Annotated in this window: 25 protein-coding genes and 1 tRNA gene; 11 read left to right on the plus strand and 15 right to left on the minus strand. The window is 72.3% G+C overall.

Annotated features, from left to right (window positions below; translation table 11 throughout):
- The first annotated feature begins 79 nt into the window (after positions 1-79).
- Genes DEJ21_RS03405 through DEJ21_RS03415 form a run of 3 tightly spaced genes read left to right on the plus strand, consistent with a single transcriptional unit; the run spans position 80 to position 2,708 of the window.
- Complete coding sequence (locus DEJ21_RS03405; RefSeq protein WP_111223764.1) at positions 80-805, plus strand: DedA family protein; 726 nt, start codon at positions 80-82, stop codon at positions 803-805.
- Positions 806-816: 11 nt separating this feature from the next.
- Positions 817-2,049: a sensor histidine kinase gene (locus DEJ21_RS03410; RefSeq protein WP_146247689.1), complete on the plus strand. Its 1,233-nt coding sequence runs from the start codon at positions 817-819 to the stop codon at positions 2,047-2,049.
- Positions 2,046-2,708 carry a response regulator transcription factor gene (locus DEJ21_RS03415; RefSeq protein ID WP_111223694.1) on the plus strand — a complete coding sequence of 221 codons (663 nt, stop codon included), beginning with the start codon at positions 2,046-2,048 and terminating at the stop codon, positions 2,706-2,708. The genes DEJ21_RS03410 and DEJ21_RS03415 overlap by 4 nt, the downstream gene beginning before the upstream one ends.
- Before the next feature lie 86 nt (positions 2,709-2,794).
- Here DEJ21_RS03415 and DEJ21_RS03420 read toward each other — a convergent pair whose 3' ends face one another.
- Genes DEJ21_RS03420 through DEJ21_RS03455 form a run of 8 tightly spaced genes read right to left on the minus strand, consistent with a single transcriptional unit; the run spans position 2,795 to position 11,861 of the window.
- Positions 2,795-3,298, minus strand: coding sequence for a Dps family protein (locus DEJ21_RS03420; protein ID WP_071244661.1), 504 nt, complete (start codon positions 3,296-3,298; stop codon positions 2,795-2,797).
- A 52-nt stretch (positions 3,299-3,350) separates the two neighbouring features.
- On the minus strand, positions 3,351-3,773 hold the full coding sequence (locus DEJ21_RS03425) for an SIP domain-containing protein (protein ID WP_071244660.1): 423 nt from the start codon (positions 3,771-3,773) through the stop codon (positions 3,351-3,353).
- Positions 3,774-3,802: 29 nt separating this feature from the next.
- Positions 3,803-4,477, minus strand: coding sequence for a TetR/AcrR family transcriptional regulator (locus DEJ21_RS03430; RefSeq protein WP_071403870.1), 675 nt, complete (start codon positions 4,475-4,477; stop codon positions 3,803-3,805).
- On the minus strand, positions 4,474-6,570 hold the full coding sequence (locus DEJ21_RS03435) for a CocE/NonD family hydrolase (protein WP_111223695.1): 2,097 nt from the start codon (positions 6,568-6,570) through the stop codon (positions 4,474-4,476). Before DEJ21_RS03435 ends, DEJ21_RS03430 begins: the two co-directional genes overlap by 4 nt.
- Positions 6,567-8,354, minus strand: coding sequence for an ABC transporter ATP-binding protein (locus DEJ21_RS03440; RefSeq protein ID WP_111223696.1), 1,788 nt, complete (start codon positions 8,352-8,354; stop codon positions 6,567-6,569). Before DEJ21_RS03440 ends, DEJ21_RS03435 begins: the two co-directional genes overlap by 4 nt.
- A complete protein-coding gene (locus DEJ21_RS03445) occupies positions 8,351-9,238 on the minus strand; it encodes an ABC transporter permease (RefSeq protein ID WP_111223697.1) in 888 nt (295 codons plus the stop codon). The genes DEJ21_RS03440 and DEJ21_RS03445 overlap by 4 nt, the downstream gene beginning before the upstream one ends.
- Positions 9,235-10,263 (minus strand): ABC transporter permease, encoded by a 1,029-nt coding sequence (locus DEJ21_RS03450; protein ID WP_111223698.1) that lies wholly within the window; start codon positions 10,261-10,263, stop codon positions 9,235-9,237. The genes DEJ21_RS03445 and DEJ21_RS03450 overlap by 4 nt, the downstream gene beginning before the upstream one ends.
- Positions 10,260-11,861, minus strand: a complete 1,602-nt coding sequence (locus DEJ21_RS03455) for an ABC transporter substrate-binding protein (protein WP_111223699.1) — start codon at positions 11,859-11,861, stop codon at positions 10,260-10,262. Before DEJ21_RS03455 ends, DEJ21_RS03450 begins: the two co-directional genes overlap by 4 nt.
- Positions 11,862-12,096: 235 nt before the next feature.
- Between DEJ21_RS03455 and DEJ21_RS03460 the strand changes: the two genes are divergently transcribed.
- From DEJ21_RS03460 to DEJ21_RS03470, 3 genes are read left to right on the plus strand one after another with little or no spacing between them, the layout of a single operon-like run.
- Positions 12,097-12,690, plus strand: a complete 594-nt coding sequence (locus tag DEJ21_RS03460) for a molybdopterin-dependent oxidoreductase (protein ID WP_111022879.1) — start codon at positions 12,097-12,099, stop codon at positions 12,688-12,690.
- Positions 12,687-13,478, plus strand: coding sequence for a ferredoxin reductase (locus DEJ21_RS03465; RefSeq protein WP_111223700.1), 792 nt, complete (start codon positions 12,687-12,689; stop codon positions 13,476-13,478). Before DEJ21_RS03460 ends, DEJ21_RS03465 begins: the two co-directional genes overlap by 4 nt.
- Positions 13,478-13,747 (plus strand): DUF6510 family protein, encoded by a 270-nt coding sequence (locus DEJ21_RS03470; protein ID WP_111223701.1) that lies wholly within the window; start codon positions 13,478-13,480, stop codon positions 13,745-13,747. Before DEJ21_RS03465 ends, DEJ21_RS03470 begins: the two co-directional genes overlap by 1 nt.
- Positions 13,748-14,031: 284 nt before the next feature.
- On the opposite strand, the gene DEJ21_RS03475 is transcribed toward DEJ21_RS03470, so the two are convergent.
- Positions 14,032-14,103, minus strand: a tRNA-Gly gene (locus DEJ21_RS03475).
- A gap of 133 nt (positions 14,104-14,236) precedes the next feature.
- Here DEJ21_RS03475 and DEJ21_RS18105 point away from each other — a divergent pair.
- Positions 14,237-14,443 carry a hypothetical protein gene (locus tag DEJ21_RS18105; protein ID WP_181435762.1) on the plus strand — a complete coding sequence of 69 codons (207 nt, stop codon included), beginning with the start codon at positions 14,237-14,239 and terminating at the stop codon, positions 14,441-14,443.
- 20 nt (positions 14,444-14,463) lie between these two features.
- Here the strand turns inward: DEJ21_RS18105 and DEJ21_RS03485 are convergent, their stop codons facing one another.
- From DEJ21_RS03485 to DEJ21_RS03495, 3 genes are all read right to left on the minus strand, one after another.
- Entirely contained in the window at positions 14,464-15,846 is a 1,383-nt protein-coding gene (locus DEJ21_RS03485) for a hypothetical protein (RefSeq protein WP_111223703.1), read from the minus strand.
- A gap of 66 nt (positions 15,847-15,912) precedes the next feature.
- Positions 15,913-16,128 (minus strand): hypothetical protein, encoded by a 216-nt coding sequence (locus tag DEJ21_RS03490; RefSeq protein ID WP_181435763.1) that lies wholly within the window; start codon positions 16,126-16,128, stop codon positions 15,913-15,915.
- Between the two features lie 74 nt (positions 16,129-16,202).
- Positions 16,203-16,796 (minus strand): HdeD family acid-resistance protein, encoded by a 594-nt coding sequence (locus DEJ21_RS03495; protein WP_111223704.1) that lies wholly within the window; start codon positions 16,794-16,796, stop codon positions 16,203-16,205.
- A 261-nt stretch (positions 16,797-17,057) separates the two neighbouring features.
- On the opposite strand from DEJ21_RS03495, the gene DEJ21_RS03500 reads away from it, so the two are divergent.
- The 4 genes from DEJ21_RS03500 (at position 17,058) to DEJ21_RS03515 (ending at position 20,703) form a co-directional block, all read left to right on the plus strand.
- Positions 17,058-17,810 carry an HpcH/HpaI aldolase/citrate lyase family protein gene (locus DEJ21_RS03500; RefSeq protein ID WP_181435764.1) on the plus strand — a complete coding sequence of 251 codons (753 nt, stop codon included), beginning with the start codon at positions 17,058-17,060 and terminating at the stop codon, positions 17,808-17,810.
- A 159-nt stretch (positions 17,811-17,969) separates the two neighbouring features.
- The gene (locus DEJ21_RS03505) at positions 17,970-19,625 is read left to right on the plus strand and encodes a catalase (RefSeq protein WP_111223706.1); all 1,656 of its coding nucleotides are present in this window, start codon (positions 17,970-17,972) and stop codon (positions 19,623-19,625) included.
- A 244-nt stretch (positions 19,626-19,869) separates the two neighbouring features.
- A complete protein-coding gene (locus DEJ21_RS03510) occupies positions 19,870-20,172 on the plus strand; it encodes a DUF4190 domain-containing protein (RefSeq protein ID WP_146247690.1) in 303 nt (100 codons plus the stop codon).
- A gap of 30 nt (positions 20,173-20,202) precedes the next feature.
- Positions 20,203-20,703 (plus strand): GNAT family N-acetyltransferase, encoded by a 501-nt coding sequence (locus DEJ21_RS03515; protein WP_258374864.1) that lies wholly within the window; start codon positions 20,203-20,205, stop codon positions 20,701-20,703.
- Between the two features lie 3 nt (positions 20,704-20,706).
- On the opposite strand, the gene DEJ21_RS03520 is transcribed toward DEJ21_RS03515, so the two are convergent.
- The 3 genes from DEJ21_RS03520 to DEJ21_RS18110 all read right to left on the minus strand — a co-directional run bounded on the left by DEJ21_RS03520 (position 20,707) and on the right by DEJ21_RS18110 (position 22,723).
- Positions 20,707-21,759, minus strand: coding sequence for a BLUF domain-containing protein (locus DEJ21_RS03520; protein WP_111223708.1), 1,053 nt, complete (start codon positions 21,757-21,759; stop codon positions 20,707-20,709).
- Positions 21,760-22,005: 246 nt separating this feature from the next.
- Positions 22,006-22,500: a hypothetical protein gene (locus DEJ21_RS03525; RefSeq protein ID WP_111223709.1), complete on the minus strand. Its 495-nt coding sequence runs from the start codon at positions 22,498-22,500 to the stop codon at positions 22,006-22,008.
- A gap of 76 nt (positions 22,501-22,576) precedes the next feature.
- Entirely contained in the window at positions 22,577-22,723 is a 147-nt protein-coding gene (locus tag DEJ21_RS18110; RefSeq protein ID WP_163343646.1) for a hypothetical protein, read from the minus strand.
- Positions 22,724-22,848: the final 125 nt, after the last annotated feature.

Consider the following 22,848-nt stretch of genomic DNA (forward strand, 5'->3'; position numbering starts at 1 on the left):
CGCCGCGGGATGGCCAGCGCGCATCGGCTCCGTAGCGTCGTCCTCGTCGACGAGTTCCGTCGGCGGGAGGGAGCACCCCGTGTTCGACCAGATCACCCCGCTCGTCGTCGAGCTGGCCGCGAGTCCGCTCGTCTACGTCGTCCTCTTCGTCCTGTGCCTGGTGGACGGCTTCTTCCCGCCGGTGCCGAGCGAGTCCGCCCTGGTCGCGGTCGCCGCGATCGCCGCGACGTCCGGACAGCCCGTCCTCGCCGTGGTGCTCGTCGCCGCCGCCCTCGGAGCGATCGCCGGCGACTCGATCGCGTACTGGATCGGACGCCGGATCGGGTTCGCCCGGCTGGCCCGTTCGAAGCGACCACGGATCGCGGCGGCCTTCGCGTTCGCCGAGCGGCAGATGCAGCGCCGCTCCGCCAGCCTCATCCTGACCGGGCGCTTCATCCCCGTCGGCCGGGTCGCGGTCAACATGACCGCCGGAGCGACCCGGCTGTCCTACCGCCGGTTCCTGGCGATCAGCGCGATCGCGGGGCTGGCGTGGTCGGCGGTGTCGATCGGCATCGCCCTGGCCGCGTCGAGCGTGCTGCACGAACCGATCGTCGCGGCCCTGGTGTCGATGGTGGTCGCCGCCGGGCTCGGGATCGCGGTCGACCGGGTGCTCGGTAGCATCAGCCGCAGGCGCGAAGCCCGTGACGCCCGCGCCGCAGCCGCTGCCACAGCCACAGCCACAAGCACCACAGCCACACCCGCCACAGCCACCGCCCCCACCCCCGAACCCTGCCTCGCCCGAACCGGAGAGACCGCCCGCCCGTGACCGTCGTCCCGATGCCCCGACCCACCTGGGTCCGGCCCGCCGTGCAGATCGGCTTCGTCGTCGTCGCGGTGTCCCTGTTCGCCGTCGCGGCACCCGTGACCGCGGTGTTCTACGGCGTCCCCGTGCCGCTCGCGTTGTTCGTGACCGCGGTGCTTTCGGCGAGCATCGGCCTCGCACCGCTCTTCCCCCGCACGGCGTCGGGCGCGCACCTCGTCGCCCTCGCCGGCCTCGGGGTCCTGACGGCACCCGGCACCATCGGGCCCTGGCCGGTCTCGGTCACGAGCATCATCGGCCTGAGCGTGCTGCTCGTCGTGCTGGGCGTCCGCACCACCTGGCGGCTCACCGCGGTGGTCTGGGTTGCGGCGACGCTGCTCACCCTGCTGCTCATCGGCGTGACGCCCGACCGGTGGGGCCAGGTCGACGTCTGGGCGACGAGCTTCGTGGTGAGCGCCGGCGACACCCTCGTCGTGGCCGCCGCTGCGGTCGTCATCGGGCAGCGCCGGACCGTGCGCGAGGAACTCGCCGCCGCCCGCCGCGACACCGAGCTCGAGCAGGCCCGACGCCGGACGGTCGAGGAGCGCTCCCGGATCGCCCGTGAGCTCCACGACGTCGTCGCCCACAGCATGTCCGTCGTGCACATGCAGGCCGAGTCCGCCCCGTACCGCGTCGCGGACCTGCCGCCGGACGCCCGCACCGAGTTCGCCGCGATCGCCGAGACCTCGCGCACGGCCCTGCGGGAGATGCGGCAGCTGCTCGGCACCCTGCGTGGCGACGCCGACGCCGAGCGTGCGCCGCAGCCGCGGCTCGCCGACCTGCCCGCACTGGTGCAGGCCACCCGCGCGGCCGGCATCCCCGTCGAGGTCCGACTCGACGAGGGGCTCGACCCGGACCTCGACGACGTCGACCGGCTCGCACAGCTCACCGTGTACCGGGTCGTGCAGGAGGCGCTCGGCAACGTCGCCCGGCACGCGCCCGGTGCGACCACCGTCGTGACGGTCGGGAGGCACGGGTCGGCCCTCACGGTCGAGGTCGCCAACGCCGCGCCACCGGCCGGCAGCGTGCCCGGTGCGCCGCCGGACGACGGCGGCTTCGGTCTGGCGGGCATGCGCGAGCGGGTCGCCGCGCTCCGCGGCACCATCGACCACGGACCGGACCCGGACGGCGGCTTCCGCGTCGCCGTCAGTCTGCCCACCCAGCCCACCGCGACCACGTCGCAGCCGAAGGCCGACGGGGGAACGCGATGACGCGGGTGATGGTGGTCGACGACCAGCAGATGTTCCGTGTCGGACTGCGGGCGATCCTCCAGGCCCAGGACGACGTCGAGGTCGTCGGCGAGGCCGCGAACGGGGCCGACGCGGTCGTCATGGCGATCCGGCTCCGGCCGGACGTGATCCTGATGGACGTCCGGATGCCGGAGCTCGACGGGATCGAGGCGACCCGGCGGATCACCGCGGCGCCCGCGGAGTCGCCCGTCCGCGTGGTGATGCTCACGACCTTCGACATCGACGACTACGTGTTCGACGCGCTCCGTGCCGGGGCGAGCGGGTTCCTGCTCAAGGACGCGAGCGCCGAGGAGCTCGTGCAGGCCGTGCGGACCGTCGCAGCCGGCGACTCCCTGCTCGCACCGAGGGTGACCCGGCACCTCGTCGAGGCCTTCGTCGCCGGTCCGCAGCCGGCGGCCCCGCGGACCGAGGTGCTCGACGTGCTGACCGACCGGGAGCGGGACGTGTTCCTGCTGATGGCGCGGGGGCGGTCGAACGGGGAGATCGCGGCGGAGCTGTTCATCGCCGAACAGACCGTGAAGACCCACGTCGGCCGTGTGCTGGCGAAACTGCAGCTGCGGGACCGGGTGCACGCCGTGGTGCTGGCGTACGAGAGCGGGCTGGTCACGCCGTCCGCGTGAGGTGCGGGCCCGGAGCGCGACCCGAGACGGACGGGAGGCCCGGTGCCAGCTGGCACCGGGCCTCCCGTCAGCGGGGTGGTCGCGACTCAGGCGGCGAGGTGCGCCTGCAGGAACCAGCGGTCCTTGGTCAGCGCGCGCTCGATCTCGATCGCGACGTCCTGGCTGTTGAGGTCGACCTCGTCCAGGCCGTCGACCGCACGGCGGACCTGCAGCAGCGCTGCGTCGATCTGGGCGATCACCTCGGTGATGGTGACGTCGGAGTTCTGGAAGCCCTGCGACAGCGGCGGCAGGGTGGTGTTCGCGGCGACGGTCGCGATGCGCGAGTCGACCGGCAGGCCGAGGGCGACGATGCGCTCCGCAGCCTTGTCCGCGTAGTCCTGCGCGTGCTCGACGATCTCGTCGAGGAGCTCGTGCACGCCGACGAAGTTGCGGCCACGGACGTGCCAGTGGGCCTGCTTGCCGTTGACGACGAGCGCCTCGAGGTCGATGACGACGGGGGCGAGGAACTGGGCGACCCCGGCTGCGAGCTCCGGCGTGGTCGAGAACGGGGACGTGGTGCTCGGGGTGGTGGTGCTGCTCTGCGTGGTCATGGCACAACCATGCCCCCGTCTTTTGCACATTGCAAGGAAGAGCAGGCTGCCCTTACCCGCCGTACTCGACCTGGACCTGCTGGCCGGCGTCGGTGAGCTCGAGCTGCACCATGGACCGAGCGCGCTCGATCCACGGGCTGTCCGCGCACCCGATCCACACCGAGGTGCGGGGCTCGCAGCCCGTCACGCACCACTCGGCGGCCCACCCGGTCAGGGCGTGTGCCAGCGCTTCGCCGTGGTCGGCGAAGACCAGCGGGGCGACGGCCGAGCTGCGGGCGCTCCGGACCAGCCAGGTCACGGTGACGCGCGGCGGGGCCGGCAGGATGCGGATCTGCTCGTCGAGGGCGACCTCGACGAACACCTGCCCGTACGCGTTCTCGGGGAGTTCCTCGAGCTGGCGGTGGATCTCGACGAGGTCCTCGGCACCGCCCGCGATGAGGATGCGTTCGCTGGGCTGTCGCCGGGTCCGTGCCATGTGGCAACGGTAAGGGAAGCCTTACCTCATCACAAGGGGGAACGACCGGTTCCGGCGATGTCCACAGCGGGCACACCGAGTTCGTGCGACAGGAACCGCCACATCCACGAGAGGGCGACCGTGTTCGTCAGGCCGGGCACGCCCTGGGCGATCTGGGTCGCGACGCCGTCGCTGTACGCGGCGAGCTGCAGCGCGACGGTGTCGGCGTCGACGGGGTCGCCGCCGTCGCTGCCCTGGCGCGTGCCACCGAACACCCCGGCGTCCACCCCGCGCCGGATGACCCGCACCAGGCAGGCCTCCCAGACGCGGATGCGTTCGGCGTACTCGGCGGCGACCTCGGGCCGTCGCACCACCGCGGTCCAGTAGTCGGACCAGATCCGCCAGTGCTGCCGGACCTGCTCGGTGTCGCCGAACAGCGGGGCGACGAGCATCCGCAGCCCCACCAGCACGTCGGGTTCGGCGTCGACGGCCGCGACGATGGCGCCGTAGAAGCGCTCCGTCTCGAGCACCACGACCTCGTTGAGGATCTCCGCGACGCTGCCGAAGTGGTACGTCACGGTGCCGACGGAGACGCCGGCCTCGGCCGCGATGTCACGCAGTCCGGTGGCGCCAACGCCGTTCCGGACGATCACCGCGCGGGCGGCCTCGACGATCATCGCGCGCCGGACCTCCGGCCGCTGCCGGACGCGTGCCGCCGCGGTCACGCCGAGGTCCGTGGGACGTCGTCGACGAAGGTCCGCTCGGTGACGAGCACCTCGGGTTCGTCGGGTCCGCCGTCGCGTGCCCAGGCGCGCACGGTGTTGACGACGTGGAAGGTGTGGGCGTCGGCGGTGACCTCGGACGTCGTCTCGAGGCGCGCGGCCCACTCCGGCTTCGTCAGCCCGATCGCCCAGCCGGAACTCGCCCGTGCGCTGGTCGGGTCGTCGGAGCGGATCCGGTACGTCTCGCGGGCGTCCTCGGTGAACACGAGGCCGTCCGGGTAGACCCGGCCGCCGCCGTACCCGGGGTCGACGTCGAGCGTCCACTCCCCCGTCTCGACGTCGTGCGTCACCGTGCGCTGCGGCAGCGGGTCGGCCGGCGCGACACGCTCGATCACGAGCGGCTCGGACCGTTCGGGCTCGGCGAAGACCACCCCGTCGTCGGTCTCCCGGGTCCAGGTGGGCAGGGTGACGCTCGAGGCGGTCGGGTCGATCGTCACGGTGGCCTCGACGCCGTGCGGCCACACCCACGGCCAGTACGACGACGAGACCGCGATGCGCAGCCGGTGTCCGGCGGCGAACCGGTGTCCGGTCGAGACCAGCCGCACGGGCAGGTCGGCGGGCGTCCCGGGCACGAGCACGTCGTCGCGGTCCATGCCGTCACGCTTCGCGGCGTTCAGCACCCCGCGCGTGACGAGCGTCGACGAGCCGTCCGGTGCGACGTCGCAGAGCCGCACGGTCAGGGTGGCCCGGGGCTGGTCGCTCGTGACGGACAGCCGCACGAGCACGTTGCCGAGCAGGTCGAACGCCTTGCCGACGGGCAGGTCGAAGGTGACCGACCGGCCGTCCTCGGCGCGCTGGTCCGTCGGCAGGTCGGTGGCGTTGCCGAACGGGAAGAACCGACCGGCGTCCACCCCGGTGTGCTGCGGCGACCGCACGACGACCGGCCCGAGGTCACCGCCGCGCAGGGCGGCGAGGGGCAGGACACGCTCGTGGGTCGCGGCGGAGGGCCACGCCTCGGCACCGATCCAGCGACCGCGGCGGCCGGCGTAGTAGGGCGCGGGGGCTTCGCCCTCGTTGATCCAGGCCCGCAGTGCGGGGTCGTCCTCGACGCCGGTGTCGACCCCGCGCAGCCAGCGGTCCCACCACCGCAGGGTCTCCTGCAGGAACCCGATCGACGGCCCCGGCGCGAGTCCACGGTCCGGGTACTGGTGCGACCACGGGCCGACGATGCCCTTCACGGGGGCGCTGACGTGGTCGACGAGCCGGAGCACGGCGTCCCGGTAGGGGTCCGCCCACCCGCCGACCGCGAGCACCGCGGCGCGGATGCCGTCGTAGTCCTCGGCCGCGCTGCCGTGCCGCCAGTAGTCGTCGCGCTCCTGGTGCGCGAGCCACACCGGCGTCATCGGGCGGTTCGCCTCGAGGCGTTCCCGCCACCGGTCGATCCACCCGGCACCGACGACCTCGGGCCGGGGCGGCCGCGAGTTGAAGGCGAACATCGTCGCGCCCCAGGCCGCCATGTCGATGCCGAGCACGGCGCCGCCGACGTAGTGCACGTCGTTGTCGTACCGGTCATCCGTCGAGCAGACCGTCACGATGGCCTTGAGGGCGGCGGGTGCCCGGGCTGCGAGCTGCAGCGCGTTGAAGCCGCCCCAAGAGATGCCGAACATGCCGACGGCACCGGTCGACCACGGCTGCTCGGCGAGCCACGCGATCACGGCCTCGCCGTCGAGCAGCTCCTGCTCGCTGTACTCGTCGTCGAAGAACCCGTCGGACGACCCGGTGCCGCGGATGTCGACCCGCACCGAGGCATAGCCGTGCTGGGCGTACCAGGGGTGCCGCTCCGAGTCGCGCGGTGCGGTCCAGTCGTCGAGCCGGTACGGCAGGTACTCGAGCAGCACCGGCGTCGGGTCGCTGGGCGCACCCGATTGCGTCGGCGGCTGCGACGGCGCCCAGATCCGGGCGTGCAGCCGGACACCGTCGGGCATCGGGATCCACTCGTCGCGGACCGTCACGCCCGCGGGCAGCGAGCCGGGGTTGCCGATGGCGGTGAAGGTGGTGGCGGCGGTGCCGTGGTCGGTGCCGTCGTCGGTCGTCATGCGTCCTCCCAGTTGCGGGTGCGGTGTCCGTCGCCGTGGTCGGTCCAGCCGTCGGCGTGCCGCCAGCGCGGCACCCCGTCACCGACGTCGGGCAGGGTCGTGCTGCCGGGTTCGAGGGTCGCCGCGAGCAGCGTCGACGTGTACGGGTGGTTCGGGCCGGTGAACACCCGCTCGGTCGGTCCGATCTCGACGATCCGGCCACCGGTCATCACCGCGACCCGGTCCGCCACGCCCCGCACCACCGCGAGGTCGTGGCTGATGAACAGGCAGGCGAGGCCCCGCTCGCGCTGCAGGTCGGCCAGCAGCGCGAGGATCCCCGCCTGCACCTGCACGTCGAGCGCCGTGGTGATCTCGTCGGCGATCACGAGCGACGGCTCGGCCGCGAGTGCGCGCGCGATCCCGACGCGCTGCCGCTGCCCACCGGACAGCTGCGCGGGCAGACGGTCGGCGAACTCCGGCCCGAGCCCGACCTGGCTGAGCAGTGCCCCGACGCGATCGCGCGAGGACGAGCCGCTGAACAACCGGAGCGGCCGCGCGACGGCTGCGCCCACGGTGCGCCGCGGGTTGAGCGACGTGTCCGCGTTCTGGAACACGAGCTGCACCGCGCGCCGCAGGGCGGGCGCGCGGCCGGCGATCGGCTCGCGCAGGTCGCCGCTCGTCGTGCCGTCGTCGTACGTGAACGTCCCCGATTCGGCCGGTACCAGGCCGGCCAGCGCCGTGGCGAGCGTCGACTTGCCGCTGCCGGACTCGCCGACGACGGCGAGCGTCTCGTGCGCGGCGATCGTGAACGAGACGCCGTCGACGGCGGCCGGCAGGCCGCGGCCGTAGCGGATCACCAGGTCGTCCGCGGTCACCACGGGGCGGGCTGTGCGCTCGGGAGGCACGGTGCCGGTGGCCGTGGAGCCGACCGTCCCGGGGGCGGTCGCGTCCAGGGCGTCGCGATCCGCGCCTCCAGGCCGCCGCCCGTCCGGCACCGCGGCCAGCAGGGCACGCGTGTACTCGTGCTGCGGCGCGGCGAAGAGCGCCGCGGTGGCGGCGTGCTCGACGACCTCGCCGTCGCGCATCACGGCGATCTCGTCCGCCATGGCGGACACCACCCCGAGGTCGTGGCTGACGAGCAGGACGGCCATGCCGAGCTGCCGGCCGAGGTCGGCGACCAGGTCGAGGACCGCGGCCTGCGTGACCACGTCGAGGGCGGTGGTCGGCTCGTCGAGGACGAGCACGCGCGGCCGGGCGGCGACGGCCATCGCGATGGCGATGCGCTGCTGCTGCCCGCCGGACAACTGGTGCGGGTACCGGCGGACGATCGCGTCGGGGTCCGGCAGCCGGACCAGCCGGACCAGCTCGGCGACCCGTTCGGGGCCGTCGGGCTCGCCGTGGGCGCGGAGGGCCTCGCGGATCTGTTCGCCGACGCGCATCGACGGGGTGAGCGCCTGTCCGGCGTTCTGGGCGACGACCGAGGCGGTGCCGCCGCGGAGCGCCCGGCGGCCGGCCGGCGACAGGGCGAACACGTCGGCACCGTCGACGCGGACCGTCCCGCCGTCGATCGCCGACCCGGCGCGCAGGTGTGCGAGGAGCGTCCGCGCGACGGTCGACTTGCCGCTGCCGGACTCGCCGACCAGGCCGAGGGTGCGACCGGCCTCGATCGTGAACGAGACACCCCGGACGACGGGGACGCGCCGTTTGCCGGCGGCGTACGAGATGGACAGGTCGTCGACGCGGACGATCGCGTCGGGCACGGTCGCCGTCGCGGCGGACGTCGTGCCGGTGTCGGTGCGGGTCATGCGCTGACTCCCTGCTTGGCACGGTCGACGCCGAGCGACTTGCTCAGGCCGTCGGCCGCGAGGTTCAGTCCGATCACCAGCGTGGCGAGGGCCACGATCGGGGCGAGCGTGCCGAGCGGCACCACGGTGAGCGCGGTGCGGTTCTCCTGCACCATCAGGCCCCAGTCCGGGGTCGGCGGGTTCGCGCCGAAGCCCAGGAAGGACAGCGACGCGACGAGCAGCACGATCCACGAGGCCCGCATCGCGTACTCGACGAGCACGACGTCGAGCACGTTCGGCAGGATCTCGCGGAACACGATCGACAGCGGCCGCTCGCCCCGGGCGCGGGCAGCGGTGACGTAGTCCTGGGTGATCACGGTGCGGGCGGCGCCGCGGACGACCCGGGTCACCGCGGGGGCGTAGACGACCGTGACGGCGAGGACGATGACCCAGAGGCCGGCGTCGAAGACCGTCACGACGACCAGGAGCGCGAGGATCGACGGCACGCTGAGCAGGGCGTCGACGACGCGCATGACGACCTCGTCGAACCAGTTGTCGGCGTAGGCCGTGACGCAGCCGAGCACGGTGCCGACCGCGACGGCGATCGTGGTGGCCAGGAAGGTCACGGACAGCGCGTACCGGCCGCCGTTCAGCGTGCGGGAGAGCACGTCACGCCCGTACTGGTCGGTGCCGAGCCAGTGCGTCCACGTCGGACCGGCGAGCACGTCGCCGGCGTTCGTCGCGACCGGGTCGTGCCCGGCGATGACCGGCGCGAGCAGGGCGAGGACGACGTGCAGGCCGATGAGGCCGAGGCCGATGCTCAGCGCCGTCGACCCGCGCAGGGGTGCGAGCGCGCCGGCGAGCACGTCGCGTCCGACGCGGCGGCGGGGTGCGGTGGCGGTCATGCGGCGGCCTTCCTGGTGCTGCGGGCGCTGCGGGTGCGCGTGCGCGGTCGTCGCTGGCGGGTCCGCAGCTTCGGGTCGAGTGCGAGCGCGACGAGGTCGGCGGCCAGGTTGCACACGACGTAGATCAGGGCGCTCAGCAGGGCGATCGCCTCGATGGTGGGCAGGTCGCGGTTGAACACCGACTCGAGCATGAGCTTGCCCATGCCCGGGTAGTTGAAGACGTTCTCGACCACCACGACACCGCCGAGCAGCCACGCGACGTTGAGCGCGACGACGTTCAGCGTCGGGAGCAGGGCGCTCGGGACCGCGTGCTTCCAGACCACCCGGCGCATCGTCAGCCCCTTGAGCTCGGCCGTCGTGACGAACTCCGATGCCATCACGTCGATGGTCGACGAGCGGGCCGTCCGCACGATGTAGGCGGCCATCGCGAGCGTCAGCACGATGATCGGCAGCCAGATGGTGGGCAGCAGCTCGGCGACGGTGGCGTCGCTCCCCCGCAGCACGACGGCGGGGAACACCGGCAGGCCGATCGCGAACAGCAGCACCAGGACGGTGGCGACCATGAACTCCGGCACGCTCATCACGATCAGGCTGACGATCGAGATCACCTTGTCGCTCGGACGGCCGCGGCGGACACCGGCGACGACACCGAGCGTCAGGGACACCGTGACGCCGACGAGCATCGCGGGCACGGCGATGAGCATGCTGTTCCGGAAGGCCGTGAACAGCGTCGGGGCGACCGGTTCGCCGCTGACGAGCGAGGTGCCGAAGTCGCCGTGCACGGCGCCGCCGAGCCACTGCAGGTAGCGGAGCCAGACGTTCTGGTCGAGGCCGAGGGTCTCGCGCAGTTGCTTGACGGCGTCGGGGGTGGCGTTCTGCCCGAGCAGTTGCTGGGCGACGTCACCGGGGAGCGCCTGCACCGCGAGGAACACGAAGAGCGAGGCGAGCACCACGGTCAGCACGGCGATGCCGACGCGGCGGAGGACGGGGACGAGGACGTCCGACGGCGTGTTCGTGGTCGTCATCGGCGCAGTCCGATCCGCAGGTAGTCGAACTCGAACCCGTACTCCGAGTAGTTCACGACGTCGCGGGACAGCCCCACGAGCCGGTCGCCGAACATCGGCGTCATGTCGGCACCGTCCTCGACGACGAGCCGCTGGGCGTCCTGGTACAGGGTGAGCCGCTTGGCGTCGTCCATCTCGGCGCGGGCGTCGTCGAGCAGCCCGTCGAAGGTCTCGTTCGACCAGGCGCTCTCGTTGTACGACGACCCCGAGCGGAAGATCTGGTTGAGCAGCTGGTCGATCGGCCGCCCCGTGAACCAGTAGCTCACCATGAGCGGCTTCTGCATCCAGATCTGCGTGTAGTACGAGTCCGAACTCGCGTTGCGGACGGTCAGACGGATGCCCGCGTCGGCGACGGCGTCGCGGTAGGCGACGGCCATCGGGGTGAACACCGACTCGTAGCTCGACGTGTAGATCGCGGCGCGGAAGTCCTCGCGCCCGGCCTGCTTGAGCAGCGCCCGGGCCTTGTCCGGGTCGTACTCGCGGTGGTCGTCGACGAACGCGGCGAGCTGCGGCGGCACGGGGTTGTCCCAACCTGCCGAACCGGTGCCCTGCAGGGCGGTGTCGACGATCTTCCGAGGGTCGTAGGCGAGCTTCATCGCCTGGCGCACCCGCGGGTCGCTGAACTCGTCGCTCGTGGCGAGCATCGGGATCGTGTACCACTGGGCGTTCTTCGACCGGGCGACGGTGGCGCGGTCGGACGCCGAAACCACCCGGGCGGTCGCGAAGTCCAGGTTGGTCTGCGAGATGAGGTCGATCTGTCCGGCGAGCAGGGCGTTCACCCGCGCGGTGGTGTCCTGGATCGAGTAGAAGTCGATGCCGTCGAGCGCCGGGCGGCCGGCGAAGTGTTCCGCGAACGCCTCGACGCTGCCGGCACCCGCGGGGGTGAACGACGACAGCCGGAACGGCCCCGTCCCGATCCCGGTGCGGCCGATGTCGGCGACGGCGTCGGCTGGCACGATGTAGCACTGGTAGGCCGTGAGCAGCGACGGGAACTCGGCGTTGGGCTTGGTCAGCGAGAAGCGCAGCGTGTACGGGTCGACGGCGCGCATCGAGTCGGCGTCCATGACCTCGCCGAGCACCCCGGCCTGCGGGCTGCCGGTCTTCTCGTCGAGGATGTGCCGGATGCTCGCGATGGCGTCGTCGGCGGTGAACCGCGACCCGTCGTGGAAGGTCACACCCCGGCGGAGCGCGAACGTCCACTCGGTGCCGTCGGCGTTCGCGGACCACTCCTCGGCCAGGTCCGGCACCGGGGTGCCCTGCTGGTCGAGCTTGACGAGCCGGTTGTACAGCGCGCCGAGGTACTCGTAGGCCGACAGCGAGCTCGCGGAGTCGAGGGTCTCGGCGGCGGACGCGGCGGGCCGGGCGATGCGCAGGCGTCCGCCGCGACGGGCGACGCCGGTGGCCGCGGCCTCGGGGATCGTGGGGGTGCCGGCGGTCGCACCGGAGCTGCATCCGGCGAGCGTGAGCAGGCCGAGGCCGGCCAGACCGGCGGCGCCGGTGATGAGCGCCCGACGGCTCGGACCGTGGGCATTGCGGGGTTCGGGGACGATGGGCTGCATTCGGGGTGACCCCTCCTGTAATCGTTCCGGTGAACGATAGAGGTCCCGGGCCGATCCCCCAAGCCCGCTCCTGACGCGCGGGTCGCCACCGCGTCCGACCCGATCGGCGAGCCCGCGCGGATCCGCCGCCGCGCACGTCCGTTCCGTCCACGGGTGGAACGTTTACCAATCCGTTACACGGCACCGCCCGGCACACGGCATGATCGGGAACGCACCGACGTCCCCGAGGAGGACCATGGCCACGTTCACCCGCGGGTTCGGCGGTCGCCGCGACGACCGCGACGACACCCGCATCCCGCCCGGTCAGACCCTGGTCCGCGACTGGCCCGTCCTGTCCGCCGGGGCGACGCCCGACATCGAGCCGACCGACTGGGCCTTCTCGATCCGCACCGAGTCCGGCCTGCACCAGTGGACCTGGGACGAGGTGCACGCACTCGGCGTCGAGGACGTCACCGTCGACATCCACTGCGTCACGCACTGGACCAAGCTCGACATGCCGTGGCGGGGTGTCCCGCTCGACCGCCTGTTCGAGGACGTCGAGACCGAACTCGACTACTGCATGGTGCACAGCTACGGCGGCTACACGACCAACGTCCCGCTCGACGAGCTGCTCGACGGCAAGTCCTGGATCGCGTTCGAGGCCGACGGCGAGCCCCTGACGCCCGAGCACGGTGGGCCCGCCCGCCTGCTGGTCCCCCACCTGTACTTCTGGAAGAGCGCCAAGTGGGTGCGCGGCATCGTCATGCAGTCCGACGACGAGCCCGGCTTCTGGGAGAACGCGGGCTACAACCTGCACGGCGACCCGTGGAAGGAAGAGCGGTACTGGTGACGCTCCCCGACACCGGCCTGGAGGCACGGAGCACCCCCTCCGCTCGTCCCGCCACCCGCAGGCGGCCGGCCTGGCACGCCGCCACCGTCGCGTCGGTCGGCCGCGAGACGACGAACGCGCGCCGGATCGTCCTCGACGTCCCCACCTGGCCGGGCAACGACCCCGGGCAGCACCTGGACCTGCGACTGACCGCCGAGGACGGCTACCAGGCACAGCGCTCGTACTCCATCGCGTCGGCCGGCCCCGCGACCGACGTCGTGCTCGCGGTCGACCGGGTGGACGGCGGCGAGGTCTCGCCGTTCCTCGTCGACGCCGTCGAGGTCGGCGACGCGCTCGAGGTCCACGGACCCCTGGGCGGCTGGTTCGTCTGGCGGCCGGGCGATTCCACCCGGCCGGTGCAGCTCATCGCCGGCGGCTCCGGCATCGTGCCGCTCGTCGCGATGGTGACCGCGCACGCCGAGGCGGACGACCCGGCGCCCTTCCGGCTCCTCGCGGCCGTCCGCACACCGGATGACGTCTTCTTCCGTCCGGAACTCGACCAGGCGCTCGCGAGCCGGGCACCGCTCGAGGTGACCCACGTGTACAGCCGCACCGCGCCTCCAGGCTCGACCGTGCCGGCCGGACGGCTGACGCGGGACGCCCTCGCTGCCGCGGTGTTCCCGCCGGACGCGGCCGCCCTGGTCTACGTGTGCGGGTCGACGCCGTTCGTCGAGCAGGTGCTGCGCTGGCTCGCCGAGCTCGGACACGACACGAGTGACGTCCGCGCCGAACGGTTCGGGGGCAACTGATGGTCGTCGTGGACGGCAACGCGCTGGCGGGGACGCTGGCCGACAGCCTGGGACCCGAGCCGACCGTGGTTGTCCTGCGCTGCGCCGGGTGCGGTTCGCTCGGGGTGCTCGGGCAGACCACGGTCCACCGCACCGCGATGGGGTCGGTGGCGCGCTGCCGCGGGTGCGACACGGTGCTCGTCACGGTCGTGGAGTCCGGGGCCCGGCGGTGGGTCGGCTTGCCCGGCGCCCGCACGATGTCGGCGTCCTTACCGGACGGCATCGAGTAGCACAAGGCTCGAACGGCGGGTCGTGCGGGTTTCTTGCGGGTTCCCGCAACCCTGGATCCGGTTCCCACCCGAACGGGGGACGGCTCCGGATACATCCTCGGAACTGCGCCGGGCCACCCACCCGGCGCGTGCCGGTGGGGGCAGGGTCGCCTCCGCGCCCGGTGGGCGCGGGAACCCGAAGCCTGCGCCCGCTGGGCCCCCACGCCTTCGGTGCCACGCCGCCCCGCAACGACGGAACCCCCGCCGCTCTTCCGAGCGACGGGGGTTCCGGTCTTCCTGTTCTGAGCGGATGACGAGATTCGAACTCGCGACCCTCACCTTGGCAAGGTGATGCGCTACCACTGCGCCACATCCGCATTCACACGCCGTCCTGGCCGTGCGGAGATGACTCTACCCGAAGAAGGGCGGCAGCACCGGTTCCGGTGGAGGTTCCGGGCGTGTCCGGCGCGGCGCGGGCGGTCCGTCAGGTCGACGGAGTTCGATCGGACCATGAGCTACGTGCACGACAATCCAGGCGGGACCGAGGCCCACGGCGTCGACCTGGTCGACCGCGACGCCCCCGCGATCCGGATCCTGGTGCACGGCGACCTGCCGACCACGATCGAGCACGAGGGTCGCACCTGGTTCGCGACGGGCGACGCCCACGACGCGGGCGACGACGACACCCCGCCGATCGCGATCTACCGCCCGGTCTGAGCCGACCCAGGGCGGCCCGGTCAGTGACCGCGGACGTCACCCGTCAGGATCGCGTGCTCGACACCCGCTGACAGCTCGTCGTGCAGGGCGTCCGCGAAGAACTCGCCGGCACCGAGGCTGATGAGGTGCGCGACCGCGGCCTCGGCGGCCGGGAACCCGGGCTCCCACTCGTCGTGCAGGAACGCGCGGACGTGTCCGGACTCGTGCACGACGACCACGCCGATGTGCTCGTGCCGGGTGCCGTCCTCGAGCACGGCGTCGAAGACGATCGGCTCGGTGTCCTCACCGAGTTCCTCGAGCAGGACGGTACCGGTGCCCGGCCACTCCGTCCGGTACGGCGGCAGGTCGGGTGCGTGCAGGTGCCCGGCGAGCTCGTCCGACGCCGACTCGATGTGTCCGGTGGACAGGTACTCGTCGACGACGTCGTGGATGCGGGCGTGCAGGTCCGGCTCGTACTGCCACCAGCGCTGGTGCACGGTGCGGAGCCACTCCTGGGTCGCGGCGTCGGCCGAGGCCGAGATCCCCACGAGCTGCGGTGCGGTGCCGGGCGAACCGACGACCTCGAGCTGTTCGTCGTGCGTCTCGACCGTGATCGACCCGGTGGTCTCGTCCGGGTGCACGCCGTGGACGTCCTCGGGCGCGGCGGCCCAGATGCTGGCGGGGAGCTTCGGCGGCAGGTCGAAGGGCACCGCGATCGCGGGTTGCGTCATCGCGTGGTCGATCGCGTCGCCGAGGTGCACCTCGTCCGCCCGGGACCCCATCACGATGCCACCGGCCGGCGGGACGAGCGACAGGTGTTCCAGGTCGTCCGGCGCGGCGTTCATCGAGGTGAGCACCGTGGTGTCGGCCCACTGCACGAACGCGCCGGCGGACCGGTCGTCCTCGCCGAACGGCACGTCCCACACCGTCGGGTCGGTGAGCACCCAGGATGCGGTGCGACCGGCAGGTCCGTGGCGGACGGCTTCGACGATCGCCGGCACCAGTCCGGGCAGCCCCCGGTAGGCGGGACGGACCGTGAGCCGGTCGACGGCGAGCAGGTCGGGCTTGCCGAGCATCTCGGCGGCGTGGGTCTGCAGCGAGAAGAACGTCTCCCCCGTCGCGTCCTGCGCGGCGACGGCGGACGCGAAGGACCCGGCGACGTCGGAGACCTGGTAGCCGAGCACCAGTGCCTCGAGCGACTCCGGTGCACGGCTCGTGAACGCGGTGACCTCGGCGACGGAGACCGCCTCGGTCTCGTCGTCGTCGGTGATCGGGACACGGACGTCGATCACCCACCGGTCGACGTCCTGTCCGGGGTAGGCGTCACCGTCCTCGTCCGAGATCGTGATGTGCACCAGGCGCAGGGAACCGTCCCAGGCGTCGTGGACGTGCTGGGCGATGGCGGCATCGGGGTCGTCGTTCACGGACGCAACGGTACCGGTGCACCCGCCGTGCGTGCGCCGGTCCGCCTCGCCGCCGATGATCGCCGTTCAGATCAGCGCGCGAGCGGCGAGCACGACGGCCGCTCCCCCGACGGTCAGCGCCGCGAGCACCGACAGCACCACCGCGACGGTGTCCCGCCGGGCCGGGGCACTCGCGCGGACGGCACCGGCGACGAGCTGCTGGGCCGCCGCCAGGGACGCCGCGCTCCCGAGCGGGCGGTCGTCCTGGTCGAACGCCAGGAACCGCTCACGCACGTGCAGCACGAGCCCCAGGCTGGTCCCGTGGTCGCGCGCCACCCAGGACTTCGGTCCCTGTTGCTCCCAGCGGACGGCGAGCATCAGGGGCCGGGGACCGGCAGGCCGGCCCGCTCCCCGTCCGGATGCGGCCAGCTGAACGCGACGGCGAGCTGGACGACACCGAACACGATGAGCACGCTCCCCACCGCGGCCACCGTCACCAGCGCGCCGAGGCCCGGCAGGTTCATCACCAGGATGCCGCTCAGCACACTGAGCACGGCGAGCACCACGGTCAGCGCACGGCGGCCCACCCACGGTGCGTAGATGAGTGCGATGCCCTCGAGGATCCAGGCGAACCCGAGCAGCAGCGCCACCCACCGCGCCCCGATCGGCGGGAACACGATCGCGACGACACCGCCGGCGACCACCACTGCCCCGAGGACCACCAGCCCGACCTGACGCCACCAGACCCGAGGGTGCACCTGGAGTCCCCGGACGACCAGCGCCGCCCCCGACACGACCAGGTAGATCCCGAAGACCCACGACACCGCGAACAGCGTCGCGTGGGGCAGGACGATCGCAGCCAGTCCGGCGAGCACGCCCACCGCGCCGACGATCCCGAACGCCACCCGGATCCCGTCGCCGCCCGGCGGAAGCGAGCCAGTCCGCTGGCCGACGTCACGTTCGTCACGCATGTCCGTCCGACCTCCCTGCAGGTCCCGACTGGTGCTGTGGTGCTGGTTGGTGCTGGCGACCGGAGACCGCCCGTGGAGTGCGTCCTGCGCACAGGACTACACCCGGAGGTGAGCGGTTGTCCATGTCCCATGCGTGCGCATGGGGCGCGGCCCGTCCCCCGGCGCCGCCGTGTGAGCGTCGAGGTCCCCGTGGGCGGTAGCCTGGCGCGCCGGACGCCGAACCATCGGCGCTCGCGATCGCAGACCAGACGGAGGACCACGGTGCCAGCACTCGGAGACGGCCGCGCCGACGGCGTGTGGTGCACGCTCGGCGAACCCCGCACCACCGCGCAGATTGCGCAGAACGGGTTCGCCTGGCTCGGCCTCGACGCCCAGCACGGCGCCTTCGACGACGCCACGCTCCTGGCGACGATGCCGGCGCTCGCCGCGGTCGCACCGCAGGTCCCCGTGGCCGTCCGGGTCGCCGAGGGCTCGGACGCGGCCATCGGCCGTGCGCTCGACCTCGGCGCGGACATCGTGATCGTCCCGATGATCGAGACCGTCGAGCAGGCCGAGCACGCCGTCCGTGCCGCGCACTACCCACCGCGGGGCCGGCGGAGCTGGGGGCCGATGGCGGGACTCTGGGGCGGTTCGGCACCGTCCGCCGTCGCTGCCGACCCCGAGGTGTGGGTGATGCTCGAGACACGCGAGGGCCTCCGTGCCGCCGAGCAGATCCTGGCGGTCCCGGGCGTCTCGGCGGTGTTCGTCGGACCCTTCGACCTGTCGATCGGGCTCGGCGTGGAACTGCGCGAGCTGCTCGACGCCGACAGCGCCACGGACCCCCTCCCCGCGATCGTCGCCGCAGCCCGCCGCGCGGGCAAGCACACCGGCGCTTTCGCCGGTGACCTGGCCCGCGCCGAACGGCTCCGCGCGCTCGGCTTCGACCGCGTCGCCGTCGTCACCGACGGGACCCTGCTCGCGCACGGTGCGGCCGCGGTGCTCGGCTCCGCGGCCACCGGTCGCACCTCGTACTGACGGGCCGTCAGCGGCGAAGTACTGACGGGTCGTCAGCGGCGGCCGCACCGGCGACCGGTCCTCGTCGGCGTCCTCGACGCCGCTGAGAGGGCGTGCCCGCGCCCCGGTCCACACTCGGTCGGGAACCCGAGCCGACCGCGACCGCAGAGAGGACGAGACATGACCGACGTCTCCAGCCAACCGCCCGCCGAGGGCGACGACCGCCGCATCCTGACGAACCGCCAGGGCCACCCCGTCTCCGACAACCAGAACCAGCGCACCGTCGGGGCCCGTGGCCCGGCGACGCTCGAGAACTACCAGTTCCTCGAGAAGATCAGCCACTTCGACCGCGAACGGATCCCGGAGCGGGTCGTGCACGCGCGCGGTGCCGTCGCCTTCGGGTACTTCGAGGCCACCGGCACGTGGGGTGACGAACCCATCGCGCCGTACACCCGCGCGAAGCTGTTCCAGGAGCCCGGCAAGCGCACCGACCTGGCGATCCGGTTCTCCACCGTGATCGGCGGCCGTGACTCCTCCGAGGCTGCCCGCGACCCGCGCGGCTTCGCCGTGAAGTTCTACACCGAGGACGGCAACTGGGACCTCGTCGGCAACAACCTCGGCGTCTTCTTCATCCGCGACGCCATCAAGTTCCCCGACGTCATCCACTCCCTCAAGCCCGACCCCGTGACCTTCCGGCAGGAGCCGGCGCGCATCTTCGACTTCATGTCGCAGACCCCCGAGTCGATGCACATGCTCGTGAACCTGTTCAGCCCGCGCGGGATCCCCGCGAACTACCGCACGCAGCAGGGCTTCGGCGTGAACACCTACAAGTGGGTGAACGCCGACGGCGACACCAAGCTCGTCAAGTACCACTGGATCCCGTCGGTGGGCGTGTCCTCGATGACCGAGGCCGACGCCGCCGCCGTGCAGGCCGGCGACCTCGGGCACGCGTCGAAGGACCTGTACGAGGCGATCGAGCGTGGTGAGTACCCCGAGTGGGAGCTCCGCGTGCAGCTCATGGACGACCACGAGCACCCGGAGCTCGACTTCGACCCGCTCGACGACACGAAGGTGTGGCCGGAGAACGAGTTCCCGCCGAAGCCCGTCGGCAAGATGGTCCTGAACCGCAACGTCACGAACCACTTCGCCGAGAACGAGCAACTGTCCTTCGGCACCGGCGTGCTCGTCGACGGCCTCGACTTCTCCGACGACAAGATGCTCGTCGGACGCACGTTCTCGTACTCGGACACGCAGCGCTACCGCGTCGGCCCGAACTACCTGCAGCTGCCGGTGAACGCCCCGAAGAACGGCGCCGTCGCGACCAACCAGCGCGACGGGCAGATGGCCTACCACCAGGACCACGGCGGCGAGAACCCGCACGTCAACTACGAGCCGTCGATCACCGGCGGCCTGCGCGAGGCGGAGTACCCGACCCACGACGACCAGGGGCCGGAGATCGTCGGGCGCCTCACCCGCAAGCGGATCCCCCGGACGAACGACTACACCCAGGCCGGCCAGCGGTACCTGCTCCTGCAGGACTGGGAGCGCGACGACCTCGTCGCGAACTTCGTCGACCTCATCTCGCAGGCGGCCCGTCCGGTGCAGGAGCGCATGCTCTGGCACTTCTACATGGTCGAGGACGACCTGGGTCGTCGCGTGGGCGAGGGACTCGGCATCACCCTCGACGAGGTCAAGGACCTGCCCCCGTTGCAGTCCCAGACGCTCAGCGACGACGAGCTCGCCCGCCTGGCGAACCTCGGTCACAACGGCTCCCGCGACGTCGAGGGCCTGATGATGACGCACTGCGTCCCCGACGAACGCGCCGTGCGCGTCTGAGACGCGACCCCGGGACGGACGGGAGGCCCGGTGCCAGCTGGCACCGGGCCTCCCGTCCGTCCCGGGTGGAGACCCAAGCGTCCGCTCGCCGGTCACCGTGGTCGCGACGGGTGAGGACTCCCCCGCCGAGCACGATCGGTGGCGGGGGCCCTCGTCCGCTACGTGGACGGGGCGGTGCGGCCTCCGGCGTGAGCCTCGATCAGGGGTGCGCGGAGCGGTCGACGTCGACCCTAGGCTGACCGGCGTGACCGACCTCGCTCCCGACCAGACCGCGCCGAGCGCCGCCGGGTCCCCCGCATCGACAGCCGTGCCGCTACCGCCCCTCAGCCTGCTCGCGGTGGTGGCGATCGCCCTCGCGTTCGTGGCACCGATCGGCGGTCTCGTCGTCGGGTTCATCGCGCGCCGCGACGTGCGACTGACCGGTGAGCGGGGTGACGGCATCGCGTTCGCGGCGATCCTGATCGGGGCGACGCTGACGTTGTTCGGGGTCATCGTGCCGCTGTTCCTCGGCGGTACGGGGTTCTTCGACCTGGACCTCCAGCTCTGAGCACCGGACGCCGGTCGCTACCCTGACCGAGTGGGGAACGATGCTGATGTCTCGACGCTGATCCGGCCGGCGACGCTCGCCGATGCGGATGCGATCGCGCACGTGCACACGGTGTCGTGGCGAGAGACGTACGGCCGGTTCGTCGACGACCCGGACACGAGCCCCTGGTTCGACGCGGGTCGCCGGGTCGACATGTGGCGGTCGACGCTCGAGAGTCCCGACGTCCGAGAAGCCGTCCAGGTCGCCCTGGACAGCAGCGGCGTCGTGGGCTTCGCCGCGGCGCAGACGACCCCCGAGCCGGATGCCGTCCGCCCCGAGGAGCTGACGACGCTCTACGTCCTGGCCCGTGCGCAAGGAACCGGCGCCGGCCAGGCACTCCTCGACACCGTGCTCGCCGACCGTCCGGCGTCGCTGTGGGTGGCAGCGGACAACCCGCGGGCGCACGCCTTCTACCGGCGGAACGGCTTCACGCCCGACGGCGCGGAGTCGGCGTTCGGACCGATCCCCCGGACCGTGCGTCTGGTGCGCTGAATGTCAGTCCACGGCCGGCGCGGAGATGTCCCACACGGTGGTCTCCTCGTACTGCTCGGACCAGCCGCGGCGCATCCGTGCGGCGGCACGGTCGAACGCGTCGACGACGTCGGTGTCCGGCGTCAGCAGCGCCTGCAGGCGGATGCCGTCGTAGAGGGCGAGCAGCTGCTGTGCCCCGCGGATCGGGTCCATCGTCGCCGGTTCGCGGCCGGCGCGGACGTCTTCCTGCAGCGCGGTGCGGACGGTCTCGCGGAACTGCAGGTACGCAGACCGGTAGTAGTCGGCGCCGTCCGTCGACGGGTCGGTCGAGATGGCCAGCGTCGCGGCGATCAGACGCATGAGGGACGGGTCCTCGGCGTGGGCGGAGAGCAGCGCGTGCAGGAACGCGACCGTGCCCTTCTCACCGGCGAGCGGCAGCAGCGGTGCCGACACCGCACGGGTCCACCGCATCACCGCGGCGGCCAGCAGTGCGTGCTCGGAGGGGAAGAGCTCGAGGAGCTCGGCCTGCCGCATCCCCGACCGGGACGCGACGCCCTCGAGCGAGAAGCGTGACAGTCCCCCGTCGTGGAGGACCGCGATCGCACCGTTGATCGCCCGGGTGCGCGGGACTTCCTCGTCGGCGGCGTTCTGGTTCGTCAGTGGCGCCAGCGGGTGCTTCCGGAACCAGTCCAGGAGTGCGCGAGCGCGGGAGGCCCCGAACGCCGGATCAGTCGGGCGACCCGGGCTGAACAGGTCGCTGAACCCCGGTACGTCGTGCATCAGCGGGTCGAGGGACTGGAACGCCATCGACCAGTCCGGGAACGAGCGCTGGGCGATCGGCTCGTCGAGCAGCACCCGGACGTTCGTGTGCCGCGGGTCGGCCCGGACCTGGTCGAAGCGCTCCCGGACGACGTCGTCCTCGCCCTCGATGATCCCGATGCAGTTGTCGTCGCGGTGCGCGAGCATGCCGGTGACGCCGAGCCGGGTGTTCTTCTCGCGACCGACCGTCAGGATCTGGGCGAGTTCGGAATCCGTGATCGGACGGGTCTGGGTGCTGGTGTAGACGAGCGATCGCATGGTGCTGCTTCCTGGTCGGACGGTCCCCCGGTGTGTGGGAGGCGCCGCCGTGTCGAACCCGAATCGACTCGACGGCACCTCGTGGTCACCGTAACCAGCGGCGACCACCTTCACTGCGACGCAAGACGGTCCGTGGCTGTTCGGCACCCGGAGGATGCCGACCTCTGAATGGAACCATCTGCCCGAGTCCGGCGGTACCCCCACAATGGGGAACGGGCGTTCTCCGGCTGTTCCTGGGGGTTCGCTTCAGTTCGCGCGGTCGCCCGACGGGTGCGTCTCGAAGATGCGCTCGCCCGTCGTCGGGTCCCACCCGATGGTGCGGGGTTCCGCTGATCGCGGGCGTCGTTCGTCCCGCGGGAAGAACGGACGGGCGCTGGGCAGGTAGCTGAGCACCGCGGCGACGACGACGCAGACGGCCTCGATGAAGCTCCAGTCCACGCCGTCGGTGGCGATGGCGAACACTGTGCTGCAGGCACTCAGCCCGGCGATGATCGCGAGCCAGAGACGCGCGTTCCCGGAGCCTCGTCCCATCCGCGTTGCCAGCCACACGAACAGTGCCGACCAGGCGAGGACGAGGACGAGCCCGAGCGACGCCCCGATGATCGCGCCGCCGGCTTCGCGCATGGACACGACCATGCCGGGCGCGGCGGCCCCGAGGCTGATGATGACGGACGCCCACCAGAGCGCCACGGCGATCGTGACGACCCGCGGTCGCGTTCGCTGATCGGCGTGCTGTTCCATCAGGTGCTCCCCCGTCGTTCCGCTGGATGCGGCTCGACGATCCTACGGTCACGCCGCGGAACCGCGGTTGCGCATCCTAGGGGCGGTAGTCCTCGCGACGTGGCGGGACCTGCGCCGCGTGGGAATCGGTGTACGGCTTCGCGCCCCGCATCCCGCCCAGCGTCTTCGCGACCGTCGTCAGCAACCAGCCCAGCCCTCGTGCCACGGTGCTCAAGATCCTCATGGCGCCCCCTCGTCGGACCGACCTGCGGTGTCGGCCTCGTCCCGTCACACCGTACGCGGACGGGCCGGATTCCCGCCAGGGACGGCAGCCTGTCGGTCCCGTCGTCGATCGACGTCGCGCATAGG

It is taken from the genome of Curtobacterium sp. MCSS17_006, from assembly GCF_003234215.1.
Lineage (GTDB): Bacteria > Actinomycetota > Actinomycetes > Actinomycetales > Microbacteriaceae > Curtobacterium > Curtobacterium flaccumfaciens.